15 protein-coding genes and 1 pseudogene are annotated in these 15,986 nt (G+C 71.5%); 10 read left to right on the plus strand and 6 right to left on the minus strand.

The annotated features are described in order from the left end of the window. Positions 1–16: 16 nt before the first annotated feature. Positions 17–1,267, plus strand: coding sequence for a M14 family zinc carboxypeptidase (locus ACIRFL_RS26445; protein WP_404033072.1), 1,251 nt, complete (start codon positions 17–19; stop codon positions 1,265–1,267). Positions 1,268–1,356: 89 nt separating this feature from the next. On the opposite strand, the gene ACIRFL_RS26450 is transcribed toward ACIRFL_RS26445, so the two are convergent. After that, positions 1,357–1,908, minus strand: coding sequence for an FHA domain-containing protein (locus tag ACIRFL_RS26450; RefSeq protein WP_404033075.1), 552 nt, complete (start codon positions 1,906–1,908; stop codon positions 1,357–1,359). Positions 1,909–2,093: 185 nt separating this feature from the next. Here ACIRFL_RS26450 and treZ point away from each other — a divergent pair, with 185 nt between their 5' ends. Beyond that, complete coding sequence (gene treZ, locus ACIRFL_RS26455) at positions 2,094–3,839, plus strand: malto-oligosyltrehalose trehalohydrolase (RefSeq protein WP_404033077.1); 1,746 nt, start codon at positions 2,094–2,096, stop codon at positions 3,837–3,839. Positions 3,840–3,937: 98 nt separating this feature from the next. Here treZ and ACIRFL_RS26460 read toward each other — a convergent pair whose 3' ends face one another. Further along, positions 3,938–4,405, minus strand: coding sequence for an NUDIX domain-containing protein (locus ACIRFL_RS26460; protein ID WP_404033080.1), 468 nt, complete (start codon positions 4,403–4,405; stop codon positions 3,938–3,940). Next, the gene (locus ACIRFL_RS26465; protein ID WP_404033083.1) at positions 4,398–5,153 is read right to left on the minus strand and encodes a DUF5919 domain-containing protein; all 756 of its coding nucleotides are present in this window, start codon (positions 5,151–5,153) and stop codon (positions 4,398–4,400) included. The genes ACIRFL_RS26460 and ACIRFL_RS26465 overlap by 8 nt, the downstream gene beginning before the upstream one ends. A gap of 774 nt (positions 5,154–5,927) precedes the next feature. On the opposite strand from ACIRFL_RS26465, the gene ACIRFL_RS26470 reads away from it, so the two are divergent. The 7 genes from ACIRFL_RS26470 (at position 5,928) to ACIRFL_RS26500 (ending at position 13,244) form a co-directional block, all read left to right on the plus strand. Next, the gene (locus tag ACIRFL_RS26470) at positions 5,928–6,128 is read left to right on the plus strand and encodes a hypothetical protein (protein WP_404033086.1); all 201 of its coding nucleotides are present in this window, start codon (positions 5,928–5,930) and stop codon (positions 6,126–6,128) included. A gap of 120 nt (positions 6,129–6,248) precedes the next feature. Next, positions 6,249–6,956, plus strand: coding sequence for an alpha/beta fold hydrolase (locus ACIRFL_RS26475; RefSeq protein WP_404033089.1), 708 nt, complete (start codon positions 6,249–6,251; stop codon positions 6,954–6,956). A gap of 741 nt (positions 6,957–7,697) precedes the next feature. Then, positions 7,698–9,857, plus strand: coding sequence for a germacradienol/geosmin synthase Cyc2 (gene cyc2, locus ACIRFL_RS26480; RefSeq protein WP_404033091.1), 2,160 nt, complete (start codon positions 7,698–7,700; stop codon positions 9,855–9,857). 239 nt (positions 9,858–10,096) lie between these two features. Continuing rightward, on the plus strand, positions 10,097–10,222 hold the full coding sequence (locus tag ACIRFL_RS26485) for a hypothetical protein (RefSeq protein WP_404033094.1): 126 nt from the start codon (positions 10,097–10,099) through the stop codon (positions 10,220–10,222). A gap of 158 nt (positions 10,223–10,380) precedes the next feature. Continuing rightward, a complete protein-coding gene (locus ACIRFL_RS26490; RefSeq protein ID WP_404033097.1) occupies positions 10,381–10,944 on the plus strand; it encodes a PDZ domain-containing protein in 564 nt (187 codons plus the stop codon). 164 nt (positions 10,945–11,108) lie between these two features. After that, complete coding sequence (locus ACIRFL_RS26495) at positions 11,109–12,236, plus strand: aminopeptidase P family protein (RefSeq protein WP_404033099.1); 1,128 nt, start codon at positions 11,109–11,111, stop codon at positions 12,234–12,236. Positions 12,237–12,299: 63 nt separating this feature from the next. After that, positions 12,300–13,244 carry a phosphotransferase family protein gene (locus ACIRFL_RS26500; RefSeq protein WP_404033102.1) on the plus strand — a complete coding sequence of 315 codons (945 nt, stop codon included), beginning with the start codon at positions 12,300–12,302 and terminating at the stop codon, positions 13,242–13,244. 60 nt (positions 13,245–13,304) lie between these two features. On the opposite strand, the gene ACIRFL_RS26505 is transcribed toward ACIRFL_RS26500, so the two are convergent. Continuing rightward, the gene (locus ACIRFL_RS26505; RefSeq protein WP_404033118.1) at positions 13,305–14,468 is read right to left on the minus strand and encodes an epoxide hydrolase family protein; all 1,164 of its coding nucleotides are present in this window, start codon (positions 14,466–14,468) and stop codon (positions 13,305–13,307) included. Positions 14,469–14,570: 102 nt separating this feature from the next. Here ACIRFL_RS26505 and ACIRFL_RS26510 point away from each other — a divergent pair, with 102 nt between their 5' ends. Continuing rightward, entirely contained in the window at positions 14,571–15,170 is a 600-nt protein-coding gene (locus ACIRFL_RS26510; protein ID WP_404033120.1) for a TetR/AcrR family transcriptional regulator, read from the plus strand. 18 nt (positions 15,171–15,188) lie between these two features. On the opposite strand, the pseudogene ACIRFL_RS26515 reads toward ACIRFL_RS26510, so the two are convergent. Both ACIRFL_RS26515 and ACIRFL_RS26520 read right to left on the minus strand, forming a co-directional pair. Then, positions 15,189–15,607 (minus strand): annotated as a pseudogene (locus ACIRFL_RS26515) (IS630 family transposase); the annotation flags it as partial. Continuing rightward, positions 15,564–15,986: RNA-guided endonuclease InsQ/TnpB family protein (locus ACIRFL_RS26520; RefSeq protein ID WP_404033104.1), on the minus strand; the 423-nt coding region annotated here is incomplete at its 5' end. The gene ACIRFL_RS26520 and the pseudogene ACIRFL_RS26515, both read right to left, overlap by 44 nt.

Here is a 15,986-nt window from a genome sequence, read left to right on the forward strand (position 1 = left end):
GGCGGACAAGTCGGGGGTGGGTCTGCTGCCGGAGCTGCATTACCCCAGCGTTTCCGAACTCACCGCGGTCGCACGGACGTTGGCCAGGGAGCGGCCAGGCCTGTGCGCGCTGCGACAGGTGGGTGTCTCCAGCGCGGGCAGACCCCTGCACCTGCTCTCCGTGGGGCATGCCCGACGGGCCGTCCTGGTGGTGGCGGGTGCCCACGCCAACGAGCCGACCGGTGGCTCCACCCTCCTCGCCCTCGCCGAACGGGTGCTGTACGAGCGGCAGTTGCGATCCGCCACCTCCTGGCACTTCCTGCTGTGCGCGGACCCCGACGGGGCCAGTCTGCATGTGGCGCCCGCGCCGCGCAGCCTGCTCGACTACCACCTCGGCTTCTACCGCCCCGCCGGGCCCGAGCAGCCGGAGTGGTCGCCCGCCGCACTGCCGCCGGACCGGCTGCCGCCCGAGACCCGGACCCTGACCGGGGTGATCGACGAGCTGCGGCCCTATCTCCAGGTGACGCTGCACGGCACCGATCTGGGCGGCAGTTGGGTGCAGTTGACCAGGGACGTGCCCGGGCTCGCCGAGCCGTTCGCCAAGTCCGCCGCGGAGCTGCGCATACCGGTGGAGACGGGCGCCTCGGACGCGGCCGGGTGGCCCGCCTCGGGACCCGGGGTGCGGGTGATGCCGGGGCCGGACTCCGGTGCCGCGTACCCGAGCATGCCGGACGACGCGCGGCGCAGCACCTGGTACCACGCGCACCGGTACGGCGGTCTGACGGCCGTGGTGGAGGTGCCGATGTGGGCGAGCGACCTGGTGGACGACCCGGCGCCGCATCCCGCCCCGGCGGCGGCGATACGCCGGCTGGCGCACCGGTTGCGGCGGGACGCGCTCCAGGTGGAGCGGGTGCTGGCCGAGGCGCTGCCGCGGCTGGACGGCACCGGGGGTCCGCTGCTGCGGTCCGCCCGGTGGGCGCTTGAGCTGATCCCGGGGCTGGCCGCGGACTGGATCGACACGCCGCCGGTCGACACGACGATGGCGTACGTCGGGAGCGTGGACGCGTTCGGGCGGCGGCTGCCGCTGCGGGCCGCGGCCATGCTGCTGCGGGTGCTCCGGGCCGCCGACGACCGTGCCGCGCCCGGCCTCGAACACCTCGTCGCGGTCTGGTGCGACGCCTTCGCGCAACGTTTCCGCGCTCGTTGGGTGCCCCTGGAGCACCAGGTGGAACACCAGTCGCGCACGGTGCTGGCAGCGGCCCACCACGCACGCGACCGGGACATGTGAAGCCGGGGGATGTGAGGCCCGGGGCGCCTGAAGCCCAAGGCGAACGGCGCTCGGGCAAGTCCGGGGCGTATGAGCCCGCCCCGGCCCGTTCAGCCCGCCGCGAGCCGGAAGGCCACCCGGCCGAACGAGACCTGGTCGCCCGCGCGGACCACGACGGCACCGAGCACCCGGCGCCCGTTCACGCTCGTGCCGTTGGTCGAGCCGAGGTCCCTGAGCACCCACATGCCGCCCTGCCGGCTGAGTTCGGCGTGCACCCGGGAGACTGTCTCATGGTTCAGCCGCAGCCCGTTGGCCGGGTCACGGCCGATGCGCAGCGGGTGGCCGGCCGCCGGGTGGGGCAGCAGCAGCTTGGGCAGCCGCTCCGCGTGCCAGGCCCTGCGCAGCCGTACGGTGAACCCGGAGACCGCCTCGACGGCGCCGAGGACGCCGCGGATGAGGCCGCCCTCCCGGGGCAGGTCGGCCGTGAGCACGGCGAGTTCTTCGGGCCGCCGCGCGGCGAGCGCCAGCCCCATGCGGCGCACGAACGTGTCGTGCGACAGCCGGCCTGCTACGACACCGTCGCGCAGCACCTTCAACGCCTTGTCGCGCTCGGCGTCGGACAGCCGCGCTGGATACGTGTGGTGCTCGAAGGACGACGTCACGCTGGTGATTGTCGGACAGTGAACCCCGGGTGTCCAGGAGACCCCGGTGCGGGGAAAGTGCCCGCCACGCGCGCGTACTTCGGGCGACATGCGCCTGGAAAAGCCAAGATTCAAAAGCGGATCCACCCCGCCCACGGCACCATGGACGGGCTACATCACGGTGAGCAGACGAAGGGGAACCGTCCGTGCAGTTCGAGGTGTGGGCACCGCTGGCAGACCGGGTGACGCTCCATGTGGAGGGCACAACGCGCGCGTTGGAACGCGATCCGGACCGGGCGGGGTGGTGGTCGGTCCAGGCGGCGGCGGACGACGGCGCGCGGTACGGGTACGCGCTGGACGACGGCCCGGTGCTGCCCGACCCCCGCTCCCGCCGCCAGCCGGAGGGACCGGACGGGCCGAGCGCCGTCGTGGACCACGCGCGGTACGCGTGGCGGGCCCCGTGGGCGGGCCGCGCGCTGCCGGGCGCCGTGCTGTACGAGCTGCACGTGGGGACGTACACCCCCGAGGGCACCCTGGACGCGGCGGCCGGGCGGCTCGGGCATCTGGCGGAACTGGGCGTGACCCACGTGGAGTTGATGCCGCTGTGTCCCTTTCCCGGGCGGCACGGCTGGGGTTACGAGGGCGTGTCGCCGTGGGCGGTGCACGAGCCGTACGGCGGACCCGAGGCACTGAAACGGTTCGTCGACCGGGCGCATGAACTCGGGCTCGGCGTGGTCCTGGACGTCGTGCACAACCATCTGGGCCCGGCCGGCAACCATCTCCCCGCGTTCGGTCCGTACTTCACCGAGACCCATCACACGCCCTGGGGCGCGGCCGTGAACCTCGACGCTCCCGGCTCCGACGAGGTGCGCCGCTATCTGGTGGGCAGCGCGCTGGCCTGGCTGCGCGACTACCGGATCGACGGGCTGCGGCTGGACGCGGTGCACGCACTGCGGGACACGCGTGCGCTGCACTTCCTGGAGGAGCTGTCCGCGGCCGTGGACGGCCTCGCCGCCGAGCTGGGCCGGCCGCTGTTCCTGATCGCCGAGTCCGACCGCAACGACCCGCGGCTCATCACCCCGCGCGCGGAGCACGGGCTCGGTGTGCACGCGCAGTGGAACGACGACTTCCACCACGCCCTGCACACCGCGCTGACCGGCGAGTCCCAGGGCTACTACGCCGACTTCGCGCGAGCCCCGTTCGCCGCCCTCGCCAAGACCCTGACGGGTGGTTTCTTCCACGACGGCACGTATGCGAGCTTCCGGGGCCGGCACCACGGCCGGCCGCTGGACCGCACCCGCGTGGCCGGGCACCGGCTGCTCGGCTACGCCCAGACCCACGACCAGGTCGGCAACCGGGCCCAGGGCGACCGGCTGTCGGCCGCCCTCCCTGCGGGTCTGCTGGCCTGCGCGGCCACGCTGACGCTGACCGCGCCGTTCACGCCGATGCTGTTCATGGGCGAGGAGTGGGCGGCGCTCACGCCGTGGCAGTTCTTCACCGACCACACCGATCCCGCGCTGGCGGAGGCCGTACGGCGGGGCAGGCGACGGGAGTTCGCGGCGCACGGCTGGGCCGAGGACGAGGTGCCCGACCCGCAGGACCCGGCGACCCGCGAGCGTTCCTGCCTGGACTGGTCGGAACCGGAACGCGAGCCACACGCGCGCGTGCTGGCCTGGTACCGCCGGCTCATCGCGCTGCGCCGGGAGCAGCCGGACCTCACCGATCCCGACCTCGCCGACACCAAGGTGGCGTACGACGAGGAGGCACGCTGGCTCGCCTTCCGCCGCGGTGACGTCCGGGTCGCCGTGAACCTCGGTCCCGAACCCGCGGCGATCCCGCTGGGCGCCCGCGGCGCCCAGGTACTGGCCGCCTGGACCCCGACCCGACCCCCGGGCCCGGACGGCACCCTGCACCTCCCCGGCCAGTCATGCGCCGTACTGACCCAGGGCTGACAGACCACCCCGCGGGGGCGCCGGGCCGGTAACTTTTCCCTACTGGTTTCAAGGGCGCGCCTTGCGGGCGCGCCGCGCGGCTTGGCCGCTCGGCCCGGCTATCGGGCTGCGGGCATAGTGCCGTCACGCCAGTCGTTCACCCGCTTCCGGATGCCGGCGACCATGGGGAGCGCGTCAACCGCCTCGGGCTCGAACCAGCGGACATCGGTGGATTCCTCGGACACGGCCAACTGCCCGGCCACGGGCCGAGCCAGGAAGCAGACGGAGAACTCCTGCCGGACCTCGCCGTCATCGTAGGCGTAGACGTGACGGGGGTTGGTGTAGGTCCCGACGATGCCGGTGATCTCAACGTCAAGCCCGGTTTCCTCGCGGGTCTCCCGGATCGCGCAGTCCGGCAGCGACTCACCGATGTCCATGGCGCCACCGGGAAGTGCCCACATGCCGTTGTCGCGCCGACGCTGGAGCAGAATGCGCCCGGAGCCGTCGACAACGACGACGGAGGCAGCCGGAACCAAGCTGTTCGCGGCCGGGGCGTTCGGGTCGTCCTCGTAGTCGCGCCTACTCATGCCTCTCCTCCGCCCATACCGGGGTGCCCCGCTTCCACAGTTCCTCGGTGTGCGCAGCAAAGCGATCAAACATGCCGTCGTCCTGATGGCGGCGCAGATGCAGCGTAGGAGCATCGTGGCCGACGCTGTGCGTCAGCAACGGCGTGACGATCATGTCGTCATCGAAGCGGAACACTGACAGGTACGCGTGCCCATCACTGAACCTTGCGGCGATGCCCGGTTGGCTTCTGATCTTCTCCAATTCGGCCAGGGTCACGCGGATACGCGTCGAGAGCGTAAGCGCAACACCTTCGTCCCGCTCGCGGGACCGCGTGAGATCACTGTCAGGGTCACCGAGCAGGAAACGAACCCGACACCCCTGAGCGGCCTTGCGTCGCAACGCAGCGCCGAACCGGGCCTGTTCGAGCCACAGGAAGTAGTTGGTGTAACCGGCGAAGGTCAACTCTCGCCCGGCTTTGGCGATCAACGACCGCCATAGGGAAGCCGGGCAGCTTGACCGGTACGGATAGACGGAAACGACCTCACGGTCGGGACCGACCTTGATCGCCTTCTTTGTGGCGGCTGGCCACAGCATCACCTCGTCCTCCCCAAGTGCCTCGCAGATGGCCCATCGATGGCGGGCACGGGGAACCCGTCCGCCCTCGGTGATCCATCGGCCGACCGTCTTGATGTCGACGCCGCACTTTTCCGCTAATTGACGATCTGTCATGCGCGCCCGAAGCATCGCACGACTCAGCGCTTCATTCACAAGTACCCCTGGGACGTTAGGCACGCTTCTCACGGTAGGCGTACTCCGTACCTAACGTTCACGGAACGAAGTAGGAACGCGCCGCCAGAGGCGGAAGTGTGGTGAGTCACCGACAGGCCCCCGCGACCGTGGCGACGGTCCGGGGGCGTGGCCACCGATCGGACCGGCTCCGCACGCGCCCCAGGGAGTGACCGGAGCCCCCGAGACTCCCGCCCGCTTCCCGCTCCCGACTCTCCCCAGCGGGGCCGGCGGGCCCACCACTCTCGTCTCGACATAGGAAGGTTCTCGATCGTGTTGCCTCCCCCACCGCCAGGCGTCGTCCCCTACATCGCCGGATGGAGTGAGGAACGGCTCCTGTCGTGTCCGATCACCCGTCGCCGCGTGGTCCCGGGGATCGGGTACGTGGATGAGACGCCGTACGACCGGGACAGTTTCGGTGTGCTGTGGGCTAGGTACGCCCTGCGGCCCAAGCGGCGCCGGGGCAGCCCACAACTCCGGAACGTCCATCCGTACCGGCAGCGTAGGGCGATGCTGAACATGATGTGCCAGGTCTGCTCCCGCATGCCGCCGGACCCACACGGCCCGCACCTGTTTCTCCTGCGGGACTCCTGCGGTGCGGTCCGGGAAGGCGAGCGTACGACGAGCCCGCCGGTATGCGTGCCCTGCGCCGGGATCTCCATCCAGCTCTGCCACGCCCTACGCGGTGGGCGGTTCGTAGCGGCATGGGCGAGACGCGTGCCCGCCTGGGGAGTCGTCGGTCCCCTCCATCACCCCGTGACGCTCCAGCCCATCCCCGGGTGCCACATGGAGCAGGTGAAGTACGGCTCGCAGTGGGCGCCCTGGGTCCGGGCCGCCCGCACCATGGTGGAACTCCGCGGAGTGACACCGGCGGACCTCGACCGCGAGTTCGCAGCCCTCGGCCACGACCGCCTGGAGGAAGAGTTCACCCGGGTCGCACAGCTCACGGCCGTATGAAGACTCCGCCACCTGGGCCAGAACCGTGTGGCTGAGAACCTGAGTTGCTGACTGAGGGTGGTGGTTCGGCTGCTGGTGAATGCCAATCTCCGGCAGGACCCGTCCGCATATCCTCCGGACATGATTGATCAACGCTCGGTCGACGTGGGCGAAGTCCGGCTGGCTTATCAGGTGTCGGGTCCTCCGGATGCTCCGCCACTCGTCCTGTTGCACGCGCTGGGCGAGGATGCCACCGACTGGCAGGTGGTTCTGCCTGCCCTCGCCCGGAGTCGAAGGGTGTATGCCCTCGATCTTCGCGGTCACGGCCGAAGCGACTGGCCGGGGGACTACTCACTCGAACTCATGCAGGCCGATGTGCTCCGGCTCCTGGACGCGCTGGGACTTGGACCAGTGGATCTGATCGGGCACTCCATGGGCGGGGTCGTGGCCTACCTGCTCGCGGAGGACCATCCGCAGCGGGTGCGTCGGCTCGTTCTGGAGGATGTGCCGGTCCCCCGTCCCCGGGAGCCGAGCACGCCGGCCAGGCCGGACGGCCCTCTGACCTTCGACTGGGAGATGGTGCTGGCCGTCAGGCGGCAGATCGACCAGCCCGATCCCAGGTGGCTGGAGCGACTCGGCCAGATCACCGCCGAGACCCTCGTGCTCGCCGGCGGCCCACACAGTCATGTTCCCCAGGACGGTGTCGCCGAGCTCGCCCGTCGCATCCCTGTGGGGCGAGTGGTCACCATCCCGGTCGGACACCTGATTCACCACGCAGCGCCGGAGGCGTTCACCGAGGCGGTTTCGGCGTTCCTGGGGGAGACCTTCTGTCCTGCCCGCCAAGCGTGAGCACGGTCACAGACCGTGACGTGGGGGTTGCCGTACGAGTTCTTCGAGTGTGACCAGGAAGTGGGCCTGTGCGGCTTTGTCCCATCCTGCGTTCACCGGCGTCTCGCCTGCACATGTGTGTTTGATCGAGGAGTTGGCCGGGCCGTGGAGGCCCGGCGTGAATCGGCATTGCATCAGCGTCGGGGAGGGAAGCGTCACCCTGCCGCTGGGGCCGGCCGCAAGCACGAGCTGGTGTTCACCGACGGAGTGCTGGTCGCGCTGGTCCGCCTGCGGACTCAGCTCCCGCACGCCGCCCTCGCAGAATTGTCCGGGGTCGGCCGCTCCACTCGTGCGGTTGGCCCAGGCGACTACCGGCCGGGTGGACCGGACCCCAGTCGCCGCGGTCGACTGACGCGCGACTCCGGCGCAGCAGCAGTCGGCGGTCGCCCGCCGGTACGCCCCTCAGGACCGCGAGGCCGAGCAGCGCGTACTCGTCGACGGCGACCGTGCCGTCCCCGTCCCGGGCCGCTCGCAGCGCGCCGGTGAGCAGGGTGCGGGCCGGTTCCCGGGCGAGCGCCCGTCGGCGTACGACGAGTTGGCCGTCGCGTCCTTGAGCGGCCGGACCACGCCGGCGTGCACCGGCAACTCCGCGCGGACAGCTCCGTACTGTGAAGGTCCCGGTGTTCGGGTGGGGTTCACGCGATGGTGGGATCATGTGTCGGGGGGTGGATGGGGGGTGGAGGGCGCGGGTAGGGCCCGGCCATGACGCAGCCCTTCGAACTCCCGCACTTCTACATGCCGTACCCCGCGCGGCTGAACCCGCATGTCGACGAGGCCCGTGCCCACTCGACCGCGTGGGCGCGCGAGATGGGCATGCTGGAGGGCTCCGGGGTCTGGGACCAGGCCGACCTGGAGGCGCACGACTACGGTCTGCTGTGCGCCTACACGCACCCCGACTGCGACGCCCCGGCCCTCTCGCTGATCACCGACTGGTACGTGTGGGTGTTCTTCTTCGACGACCACTTCCTGGAGAAGTACAAGCGCAGCCAGGACCGCACCGCGGGCAAGGCCCACCTCGACCGGCTGCCGCTGTTCATGCCGCTCGACGTGACGGCCCCCGTGCCGGAGCCGGACAACCCCGTCGAGGCGGGCCTCGCCGACCTGTGGGCGCGCACGGTGCCGTCGATGTCGGCCGACTGGCGCGCACGGTTCGCCGTCGCCACCGAGCACCTGCTCAACGAGTCCCTGTGGGAGCTGTCCAACATCAACGAGGGGCGGATCGCCAACCCCGTCGAGTACATCGAGATGCGCCGCAAGGTGGGCGGCGCCCCCTGGTCGGCGGGGCTCGTGGAGTACGCGACCGCGGAGGTACCCGCCGTCGTCGCGGGCTCACGGCCGCTGCGCGTGCTCATGGAGACCTTCGCCGACGCCGTACACCTGCGCAACGACCTGTTCTCCTACCAGCGCGAGGTGGAGGACGAGGGCGAGAACAGCAACGGCGTGCTCGTCCTGGAGACCTTCTTCGACTGCACCACACAGGAGGCCGCCGACACCGTCAACGACATCCTCACCTCCCGCCTGCACCAGTTCGAGCACACCGCGCTCACCGAAGTGCCCGCGCTCGCCCTGGACAAGGGCCTCACCCCGGACCAGGTGGCGGCGGTGGCGGCCTACACGAAGGGCCTCCAGGACTGGCAGTCCGGCGGCCACGAATGGCATCTGCGCTCCAGCCGCTACATGAACGAGGGCGCCGCCACCCGCTCCCCGTGGCAGGTGCCGGCCGGACCCGGCACCGGCGCGGCGGACATCGGCGCGCTGCTCGCGTCCGCCGCGGCCGAACGGCTGCGCGCCTACTCCCACACGCCGTTCCAGAAGGTCGGCCCGTCCCTGCTGCCCGACTTCCACATGCCCTTCCAGGTGGAGCTGAGCCCCCACCTCGACGCCGCCCGCGGCCGGCTCACCGCCTGGACGCACCGCATGGGCATGCTGGCCGAGGGCGTCTGGGACGAGGACCGGTTCGCCGCCTCCGACCTCGCGCTGTGCGCCGCGGGACTCGACCCGGACGCCACGCCCGAGGCCCTTGACCTCGGCTCCGCCTGGCTCGCCTGGGGGACCTACGGCGACGACTACTACCCGCTGCTGTTCGGCCACCGCCGGGACCTGGCCGCCGCCCGGGTCACCACGGCGCGGCTGTCGGCGTGCATGCCCCTGGACGGCGCGCAGGCCCCCGCCCCGGTGAACGGACTGGAGCGCGGCCTGATCGACCTGTGGGCGCGCACGACGGCCGGCATGACCGCCGAACAGCGGCGCGCCGTGAAGGCGTCCGTCGACGTGATGACCGAGAGCTGGCTGTGGGAACTCGCCAACCAGGCGCAGAACCGCATCCCCGACCCGGTCGACTACCTGGAGATGCGGCGGGCCACCTTCGGAGCCGACCTCACCCTCAGCCTGTGCCGGATGGGCCAGGGCCCGGCGATCCCGCCGGAGGTCTACCGCAGCGGCCCGGTGCGCTCGATGGAGAACGCCGCCGTCGACTACGCGTGCCTCCTCAACGACGTCTTCTCGTACCAGAAGGAGATCGAGTACGAGGGCGAGATCCACAACGCCGTCCTCGTCGTGCAGAACTTCTTCGGCGTCGACTACCCGGCCGCGCTGGGCGTCGTACACGATCTGATGACCCAGCGCATGGCGCAGTTCCAGCACGTCATCGCGAACGAACTCCCCGTCGTGCGGGCGGACTTCGGCCTGTCGGACGAGGCAGGCCGGGCGCTCGACGGATACGTGGCCGACCTGCGGAACTGGCTGGCCGGCATCCTGAACTGGCACCGCACGGTCGACCGGTACAAGTCCGGCTATCTGGCCCGCCGCGCCCACCGCTTCCTGCCCGACCGGCCACCGGCCCCCGCCCTGCCCGTCGCCTGAAGCCCGCCACCACCCGACGCGCGCGGTCCCGCGCGGCTCGCGGCGCGGACGTGGCCGTCCTCGTCCGCGACCGGTGAAGCGGGGCCCGTGCGCACGCGGGCCTGTCCGGGTGCCGGGCGGCCGCACGCGCAGAAGCACCGCCCGACCGTACGGGCCGAGCCGATCACGGACTCGGCTCGGCCCGCACTGCCGACGGAGGCGGCGCCTTCCGGCCGGCCCTGTGCTACGAAGGCACCGACGTGCGCGCTCTCACCGCGGGCCACGGCCTGAGCCCGCTGCCCGGCCCGGCGGCCGCCGGGCTGCCCGGCACGGTCGCCGTACCGCTCACCGGGCCCCCGGTCGTACACCGCAGGGAACCGGCGTAGAGGGGCACGCCCCGCGGAGCCGCACGCGCCGGCTGTCCGGCACGGGCCTGCCCGAGCGGCCCGCATGACCCTTCCGCGCTCGTCCCTCCGGCAGTCTCACTCGTTCGTGGCTCGTCGCGTCCGAGCCCGCCGGGTAGAGCATCTGCCGGAGGCGATCCATGGAACAGACTGCGTTGCGTACCAAGCCAGTGCCCGGTCAGCAGCGGCCGGCCCGACCCGCGCCCGGTTCCGGCCCGCGCCCGCACGCCGCGCGACGACGCGGCAGGCGGCTCAGAGCCATGCTGTTCGGACTGTTCGCCGGCACGGTGCTGGTGCTGTCCGGCGTCGGACTCGGCGCGGTCGGCGCCACCGCGGTCGGCACCGGCAAGCTGGCCCAGCTCCAGCGGCAGGCGCCGCACCCGCACCCGTCGTCGAACCCGGTCACCCCCGCCACCGCTCCGGGGCCCGGGGCACCGGCCGGCGCGACCCTCGGGGTCGAGGCCGTGGACGCCGAGCAAGGGGGCGCGCAGATCATCGCCGTCCATGACCCCGGCCCCGGCCAGGCGGCGGGCCTGGCACGCGGCGACGTGATCCTCCAGTTCGGGCAGAGCCGCATCGGCACGGCCGCCGACCTCGCCCGGGCCGTCTCCCGCGCCCGCCCGGGGGAGCAGGTCACCCTCGGCGTGCGCCACCACGGCGGCGGCTACCGGCAGATGACCGCCGTACCCGGTGTCGTCACCTGACCGCCGCGAGCGGCCCGCCGACGGCAGCGGGGAGGCCGGCCGGCGCCGGCACACCGCCGTCACCGCGACGCGAGCCGGTAACGGCTCGCGTCGCCCTCCGGGTCCGGGCAGGATGCTTCCCGTGGTTGTCCACCCTGCCCGCGCACGCGTACCCGGAGGCCCCGATGTCCGGTAGCCCGCCCGCTCCCTTCACCGCCGACGACTACCGGGCCCGCATGGAACGCGCGGCGCGCTCCGCGGCCGACGCGGGACTCGCCGGACTGCTGGTGGCGCCGGGCCCCGACCTGGTGTGGCTCACCGGCTACGCGCCCACCGCCGTCACCGAACGGCTCACCCTGCTGGTGCTGGCCCAAGGCCGCGACCCGGTGCTCGTCGTGCCCGCTCTGGAGGCCCCGGACGCCCGGCAGGCGCCCGGCGCGCCCGCGCTGGCCCTGCGCGACTGGAGGGACGGCGCGGACCCCTACGCCGTGGCCGGTGACCTGCTCGCCCCGAGCGGCCGGTTCGGCGTCAGCGACAACGCCTGGGCGATGCACCTGCTCGGCCTGCAGAAGACGCTGCCCGGCACCTCCTACGCCGCCCTCACCGACGCCCTGCCGATGCTCCGCGCCGTCAAGGACGCCGCGGAACTGGAGCTGCTGGCGGCGGCGGGAGCGGCGGCCGACGCGGCGTTCGAGGAGATCCGCAAGGCACCCTTCGCCGGCCGCCGCGAGTCCGAGGTGGGCGGCGACCTCGCCGATCTGCTGCGGAGGTTCGGGCACTCCCAGGTCGACTTCACCATCGTCGGCTCAGGGCCGAACGGCGCCGACCCGCACCACGAGGTCGGCGACCGCGTCATCCGCCGCGGCGACATGGTCGTCCTCGACTTCGGCGGCCTGAAGGACGGCTACGGCTCCGACACCACGCGCACGGTCCACGTGGGGGAGCCCACCGACGAGGAACGCGCGGTCCACGACATCGTGCGCGCCGCCCAGGAGGCGGGCTTTCGCGCGGTACGGCCCGGCGTCGCCTGCCAGGAGATCGACCGCGCGGCCCGCGCGGTGATCGAGGACGCCGGGTACGGCGAGTACTTCATCCACCGCACCGGGCACGGCATCGGCGTCACCACGCACGAGCCGCCGTACATGATCGAGGGCGAGGAGCAGCCCCTCGTGCCCGGCATGTGCTTCTCCGTGGAACCCGGCGTCTACCTGCCCGGCCGGTTCGGCGTGCGCATCGAGGACATCGTCACCGTGACCGCGGACGGTGGGCGCCGGCTCAACGACACCACCCGCGAGATGGTCATAGTGGAGTGAGGGCACCGCCCCCGCGAGCAGGAGAGAACCCCTCGACGACACCCGGACGACAACGGCGCGATCATGACCCAGGCACCGACCCCCAGCACGGACACCGTCCGCCGGCTGATCCGCGCGCTCGTCCAGGAGGGCGCGGCCGGCGCCGCAGGACCCGAGGTGCGGCCCGTGGCCGAGGGCGGCGAGCACGCCACGTGGTGGGTCGGCAGTGGCTATGTGCTGCGGCTCGCCCCCGACCGGGACGCCTCCGCCCGGCAGCGGCGCGAACTGCGCGTGCGCGACCTCGTGCGCCCGCACCTGCCGGTCGGCGTCCCGGTCAGCGTGGCGCACGGCGAGTGGGCGCCGGGACTGACGTACACCCTCGACACCCGACTGCCCGGCGGCTTCGCGGAGGACCGCGACGTGTCCGCCCTCGGCGAGGCCGACCTCGCCGGGCTGCTCACCGGCCTGCGCGAGGTGCCTCTGCGGCAGGCCCAGAACCTCGGCGTGCCGCGCGCCGCGCCGCGCTCGCTGGAGGCGCTGCGCCGGATGGCCGTGCCCGCCGCCGAACGCCTGGGCGCCGCCGACGAGTTCGATCCCGTGCTGCTGCGGCAGCTCACCCGGGCCGGCGCGGCGCAGCTCACCGCCCAGTCCGGCACCGCCGTCCTCGTCCACCACGACCTCAAGGGCGAGCACCTGGTGGTGAGCGACGACGGGCGGGTGCGTGGTGTCCTCGACTGGACCGACACGGCCGTCGGCGACCCCGCGGAGGACATCGCCGGGCTCGCGATCGCCGTCGGCTCCGGCGCGGCCGTGCGCGCCGCCACCCTGGCCGCCTACGGCGCCCGGCCCTGCCTGCGCGGACTGTGGCTCGCCCGCTGCGACACCGTGCTGCGCCTCGCGGACCGCCTCGACGGCCGTGACATGGGCCCCCTGCCGCTGCTGCGCACCCAGCTGCGGCGGGCCTGGGAGGCGATCCTGCTGGAACGGGTCACCGAGTTCAAACCCGACAAGCCGAACGAGGCCGGCTAGTGCTGTGTCCGGTCGTGGCGGTTGGATGGGGGGTGGCGTCCGAGACCTGGAGCGTTGGTGTCAGGAACGAAGGGTGCGCAGGCCGGTGCGGATTTCGTTGACCAGGATCTCGGGCTGTTCCAAGGCCGCGAAGTGCCCGCCCTTGTCGGCCTCGCCGTAGTGGATCAGGTTGCTGTAGGTGTCTTCGATCCAGCTTCGTGGCAGGCGGGGGATGTCCCTCGGGAAGACGGTCACCGCGACCGGAAGCGTCACCTTCGGGCCGGCGAAAGTGAGCGATTTGTTCTCCCAGTAGATGCGGGCGGACGACGCTGCGCTGTTGGTGAACCAGTAGAGGGATATCGCGTCGAGCATGTCGTCGATGCTGAGGGCGTCCTCGGCGAGGCCGTGGTTGTCGGTCTTGGACTGGAACTTCTCGTAGATCCAGGCTGCCTGGCCGGCGGGAGAGTCCGCCAGGGCGAATCCGACAGTCTCCGGCTTCGTGCCCTGAAGGTGGTTCGACCCGCCGAGATCACCGGTGTAGAGGGCCAGGGTCTCCACGGCGTAGCGCTGTTCGGGCGACAAGGTGTCGGGTATCTGTGCGGGAAAGGCATACTGGGTGTTCAGATGAATTCCGAGAAGCCCCTCAGGTTGCATGGCCCCGAGGGCGGTGGTGACGACGGCACCCCAATCGCCGCCTTGCGCGGCCCATCTCGTGTAGCCGAGACGCTTCATCAGCTCCACCCATGCGCTTGCGATGCGCGATACAGTCCACCCGGTCTCCGTGGGCTTCTGGGAGAACCCGAACCCGGGGAGCGACGGGACGACGACGTCGAATGAATCGGCGGCGTCTCCTCCGAACGAAACCGGATCGGTCAGCGGGCCGATCAGCTTCAGGAACTCGACGATCGAGCCCGGCCATCCATGCGTGAGTATCAGCGGCATCGCGTGGGGATTCTTGGACCTGACGTGGATGAAGTGGATGTCCAGCCCATCGATCTCGGTCAGGAATTGGGGGAAGCGATTGAGCTCGGACTCGAAGCGCCGCCAGTCGTAGCCGCGCTCCCAGTAGTCGACCAGAGATCTGGCGTTCTCTACGCGAACCCCTTGCGACCAGTCGCCCGCCGTTTCCGGATCCGGCCATCGGGTTCTGGCCAGTCGCTGCTTGACGTCGTCGATCTCCGATTCCGAGATCGAGACGGTGAACGGGCGGACGAGGGTCGAGGTAGGCGGCGTCGGTGCGGTCATGGCCTTCTTCTCTTCTCCTGAGCTTCGAAGCGCAGCGCAACTCTCCACTGCACACCGGTGTACAGCCAATCTCACTGTACACCCGTGTGCAATACTGGTGCCGTGTCCACCGAGTCCTCCCGTGTGCGCTCGATGATCGAGACACGCGATCGCATCCTCGACGTCGCCCTCGATGTGTTGGGAGAGAACCCCGACGCCGGAATGGGCGACATCGCCTCCGCTGCCGGCGTCGTCCGTCGCACGGTCTATGACCATTTCCCCTCGCGCCTCGACCTGGTCCGGACACTCACGGAACGGGCCGTCGCCGAGGTGACAGCCGTGCTCACCGAAGTCAACGCCTCCGGCGCGGAAGCGGACGCCACGTGGGTCGAATTCATCGCCCGTGTCTGGCCGGTGACACACCGGTACCGAGTGCTGTTGGCGCTGCGCCGTGGCGAGTACGGCGAGGCGATCCACGGCCTGCTCGGGCCAGTCGATGAGCTCCTCGCCGACCTCGTGAAACGGGGCCAGGACGACGACGTGTTCGCACAGCACCTGCCGGCGGGCATTCTGAGCCAGGTTGCCTACGGCGTCGTGTTCGCCATCGCGGACAGCGATCTGTCGAACCGGACCCCCGGCGCCCGAGCAGCGACGATCACGAGCCTGCTGATGCTGGGCGTTCCCGAGACGCGCGCGATCGCTCTCGTGGGCGACCAGCCCTGACCCGCGGCACTCGAACAGGCGGGCCGCCCGGATCGACTTCAGCGCGGCCAGGGTGTTCGCGGCGCCCTTCTTGCGCCGGTTGACGCCCATAGGGTGTCGTCGCCGAGGGAGGAGCAGCCGTGGAAGTACCGCACTCCGTGGGTCCCGTGGTGGGTCGCGGGATGCCGCTCGGGGTGACTGACAGGCGCGCCCAGGACGAGCCGGCGGCGGGGAGGATGCCGAGCGGTCCGAACTCGTCGAAGGCGAACACGCGGTCGGGAGAGCGGTCCAGGACCTCTTCGAAGGCGGTCGAGTTCGACGTCACGCTCCGGGTCCGGGGACTCCTTCCAGGTCTTGGCGCGCTGGAAGGTGATCCGGCGGCGGGCGAGCAGGCACCTTGACGTGCTCCCTGGCCTAAAGTCCAGGGATTCCGGCCTGGGTCGTCTGACCCTTCCGGTGGCTTCCTGCTTCACCGCGCTGTGCGGGCACGTGTGCCCGTCTTACCGGCGCTCCACAGGCATTTGGCGTCTCCGCCCGTCCGGCGGCGACGATACGGCGTCCTTCGAAGAGGACGTTACGTGCTGCGTTGTGGTCGCGGTCGTGCACTGTGCCGCACGCGCCGCACGCCCACTGCCGGACGTGCAGGGGCTTGGGGCCGTCCCGGAATCCGCAGGCGGAGCAGACCTGGGAGGACGGGAAGGCCCGGTCCACCTTGGCGAAGGTGCGGCCGTGCTTGATCGCCTTGTACTCCAGCATCCGGACGAACGCGGACCATCCCGCGTCGTGCACGGACTTGGCGAGCCGGGTGCGGCCGAGGCCGGACACCGCAAGGTCTTC

The sequence above is a fragment of the Streptomyces sp. NPDC102462 genome (assembly GCF_044765425.1).
GTDB lineage: Bacteria > Actinomycetota > Actinomycetes > Streptomycetales > Streptomycetaceae > Streptomyces.

What these genes read in the sequence shown, in the direction of transcription:
- ACIRFL_RS26500 (WP_404033102.1), top strand. Translation starts at nt 12,300, where the DNA reads ATGACCCAGGCACCGACCCCCAGCACGGACACCGTCCGCCGGCTGATC.
- ACIRFL_RS26505 (WP_404033118.1), bottom strand. Translation starts at nt 14,468, where the DNA reads ATGACCGCACCGACGCCGCCTACCTCGACCCTCGTCCGCCCGTTCACC.
- ACIRFL_RS26490 (WP_404033097.1), top strand. Translation starts at nt 10,381, where the DNA reads ATGGAACAGACTGCGTTGCGTACCAAGCCAGTGCCCGGTCAGCAGCGG.
- ACIRFL_RS26460 (WP_404033080.1), bottom strand. Translation starts at nt 4,405, where the DNA reads ATGAGTAGGCGCGACTACGAGGACGACCCGAACGCCCCGGCCGCGAAC.
- cyc2 (WP_404033091.1), top strand. Translation starts at nt 7,698, where the DNA reads ATGACGCAGCCCTTCGAACTCCCGCACTTCTACATGCCGTACCCCGCG.
- ACIRFL_RS26495 (WP_404033099.1), top strand. Translation starts at nt 11,109, where the DNA reads ATGTCCGGTAGCCCGCCCGCTCCCTTCACCGCCGACGACTACCGGGCC.
- ACIRFL_RS26475 (WP_404033089.1), top strand. Translation starts at nt 6,249, where the DNA reads ATGATTGATCAACGCTCGGTCGACGTGGGCGAAGTCCGGCTGGCTTAT.